This window comes from Kineococcus siccus, from assembly GCF_009906795.1.
GTDB lineage: Bacteria > Actinomycetota > Actinomycetes > Actinomycetales > Kineococcaceae > Kineococcus > Kineococcus siccus.
Map to the genome: position 1 here is coordinate 1 of NZ_JAAALN010000339.1, position 2,832 is coordinate 2,832.

Annotated in this window: 2 protein-coding genes and 1 pseudogene; all 3 read left to right on the forward strand. The window is 71.2% G+C overall.

The features are described 5' to 3' along the window. Positions 1-475 (forward strand): annotated as a pseudogene (locus tag GTR02_RS21085) (hypothetical protein); the annotation flags it as partial. Between the two features lie 235 nt (positions 476-710). Further along, entirely contained in the window at positions 711-1,160 is a 450-nt protein-coding gene (locus GTR02_RS21090; RefSeq protein WP_166609433.1) for a hypothetical protein, read from the forward strand. A 653-nt stretch (positions 1,161-1,813) separates the two neighbouring features. After that, positions 1,814-2,452, forward strand: a complete 639-nt coding sequence (locus tag GTR02_RS21095; RefSeq protein ID WP_166609434.1) for a carbon-nitrogen hydrolase family protein — start codon at positions 1,814-1,816, stop codon at positions 2,450-2,452. The last annotated feature ends 380 nt before the right edge of the window (positions 2,453-2,832 follow it).

Below are 2,832 nucleotides of genomic sequence, written 5' to 3' on the forward strand. Positions count from 1 at the left end.
CGGCGAACTGGGCGACACCGGGTGGGACGCCCTGCTGAGCCACCTCGCCCGGTACTCCGGTTCCAGCACCCGCTGCCTCATCGCCGTCGACGACTCCCTGACCTGGGTGACCGGCGGGCCCGGCGTCCAGTTCTCCGGCGACCCCCACCACGTCGAGCCACCCCAGGACCCGGCGTTCTCCTCCTGGCTGCTGAACTCCACGCCCCGCCTGCGGGTCTCCTCGCGCAGCTACCTGCTGCTGACCGCCCCGCTGGACGCGCTGCGAACCTTCGGGCGGACCTGGCGGTACCAGGACCAGCGCTGGTTCGAGCGGCACAGCCCCAGCCTGCTCTGGCCCCTCGACCGGTCCTGGCTGGTCCTCACCGACCTAGACCAGGACTACACCTACATCGCCGGCCCACGCGTGCTCCTCGACGCCGTCCTCGCCGATCCCCGGCTCGAAGGCCAGCCGCAGGACACGACACCGCCGTCCTGACGTCTCCGCGCCGCTGGTCGCGAGCAGCGCGCTCGGGCCGCGGTGCTGAACGCACGGCCGTGCCGCGATCCGCGCGGCCACGGCCCGGCGGTCGTGACGACGATCGCGCCGTCGGCTCGGACACTCGAACTCGGTCTTCGACTCCGGTGGTGAGCCACGAGTGCCACGATGTTCCCAGCTCATCGCCCACCGCGTACCGCGCTCGCGTGGTCTCCACCCTGAGGAGCCCTCTCCCATGGACAGGCACGAACAAGCTCAGCGGTGGGCCGGCACCCGTCGAACCGCTCTGGCGGGCACGCTGCTGGGTACCGTCGGCGGGGCCGTCACCGGCGCCCTGGCGCTGGTCGGCGATCCCGAGCTGAGCACGGGATCCGAGCTGGCTCTCGGCGTGTTCTACGGGGCTCCCTTCGGTGCGCTGTTCGGTGCAGCCTCCGGCCTCGTCAGCGGCACGGTCGGCGGATGCCTGGCCGTCCACCTGGTGCGTGAGCACATCGTCCTGGCCCGAGCGGTGCTGGCGGTGTGCTGTGGCGCGCTCATCGCCGCCGCCGCGGCGTGGAGCCTGCCGCCAGGCCCGGTCCACCTGGCGGGCACCGTCCTCGCCACGGCAGCCGCGGTGGCAACGGCCTGGCTCAGCGCTTCCTGGTGCTTCCGGCCCCTGCGCACCGACGACGGGCCCACCGGCTGAGACCCGTTCACCGCAGTGCCCCTACCGCAGCTGGGTCACACGTCCAAGAAGCCGTTCCTGGCGTTCTCCAGCGGTGAGGTGCAACTGCGTCGCGGGCCGATCCCCGGTCCGCCGATCGACCGCCCAGGCGGCGCGTAGCCCCGGTCGGTCGCCCACGAAGGGGTTCCTCGACGGCTCCTCCCCGCCTCCACCAGCCGGGCGAGTGTCGCAGCCGTCGTGCTCGACGCTGCGGAGTCAGGCGCCTGCGGCGCCCTCGTTCCGCTCGGAACCTGAGCCGGTGATCCTCCACCACGAGACGGTGGTGGACACGCAGATCAGCGGCCCCTCGGCCTCCCGGTCGTGCCGCGATCCGCGTGGTCCTGGGAACCCGCGCGGTCGTGCGTGACGAACGACCGGGGATCGCGCGCCGCCACCGCGCCGGGCGTCCACCTCGACGTCATCTCGCGCCGACAGACTGGGCGTGTGAGCACTCTCCGCATCGCCGTCACCCAGCCCGACGCCAGCCCGGACCCCCACCGCAACGGCGAGGTGACCCGCCGGCTCATGCGCACCGCCGCGGCGGAGGGAGCGCGGCTGGTGCTGTTCCCCGAAGGCCACCTCTCGGGTACGCCAAGGAGCAGGTCCACGCCCTCGCGGACACGGACTGGCCGACGGTGCGGGCGGAGACGCAGGCCGTGGCCGATCTCGCGGCCGAGCTCGGAGTGTGGGTGGTCCTGGGTTCCGCCCACCCGCTGACGCCTCCGCACCGACCGCACAACAGCGTGTACATCATCTCCGACACCGGGCAGGTGGTGGACCGCTACGACAAGCGCTTCTGCTCGGCGACCGAGACCCTGCATCTCTACACCCCCGGGACCGAGCCGACGGTGTTCGAGGTCGACGGGTACCGCTTCGGCATCGCCGTGTGCGTGGAGATCAACTTCCTCGAGGTGTTCAGCGAGTACGCCACCCTCGGGGTGGACTGCCTGCTCCTGCCCACCTACCCCGTCGACGCGATCTTCCGGACCAGGGCGCGAGCCCTGGCCGCCATCAACAACTACTGGGTCGCCGTCTGCTCCGTCGCCCAGACCCACCACCTCGTGCCCTCGGAACTCTTCGGCCCCGACGGGACGTCTCTGGCGGCGGCGTCCGCTGGTGAGGAGATCGTCCTCGCCGACCTGGACCGCACGGACCTGGAGTTCCACATCGCGCTGGACCTGGCACGTCCCTGGCGCTCCAGCGCCCTCGACGGCAGCTTCTACAGAGGGCACCACGTGCGGGACCCTCGCAGCAGCGACAGGACCGCGCTCTGACTCGATTTGCTCTCCGTGTCAAGGCCCGGGTTCGATGGAGGGCGGGAAGCCACGCTGGTCAGGCACCAGCCGCGACGGGGTGAGTGCTGAACCGGGCCTCGTACTCCACGGGAGGGACCGTCCCGAGCTCCCCGTGCAGCCGGCGGTGGTTTTACCAGTCGATGTACTCGGCGACGGCGATCTCGACGTCGTCGATGCCGCGCCACGGACCGTCACGGCCGGGTAGGTGAGGATTGCGGACGCACTCGGGGCTTTGAACAACGAGTTGAACGCTTCGGCCATCGCGTTGTCGTAGGAATCACCGGTTGAGCCGACCGACGCGACCGCACCCTCGGCGGCGAGTCGCTCGCTGTACTTCACCGCAACGTATTGAACTCCCT

Bases quoted from the DNA above. Each gene is read 5' to 3' on its own strand.
- GTR02_RS21090 (WP_166609433.1), top strand. From the start codon at position 711: ATGGACAGGCACGAACAAGCTCAGCGGTGGGCCGGCACCCGTCGAACC.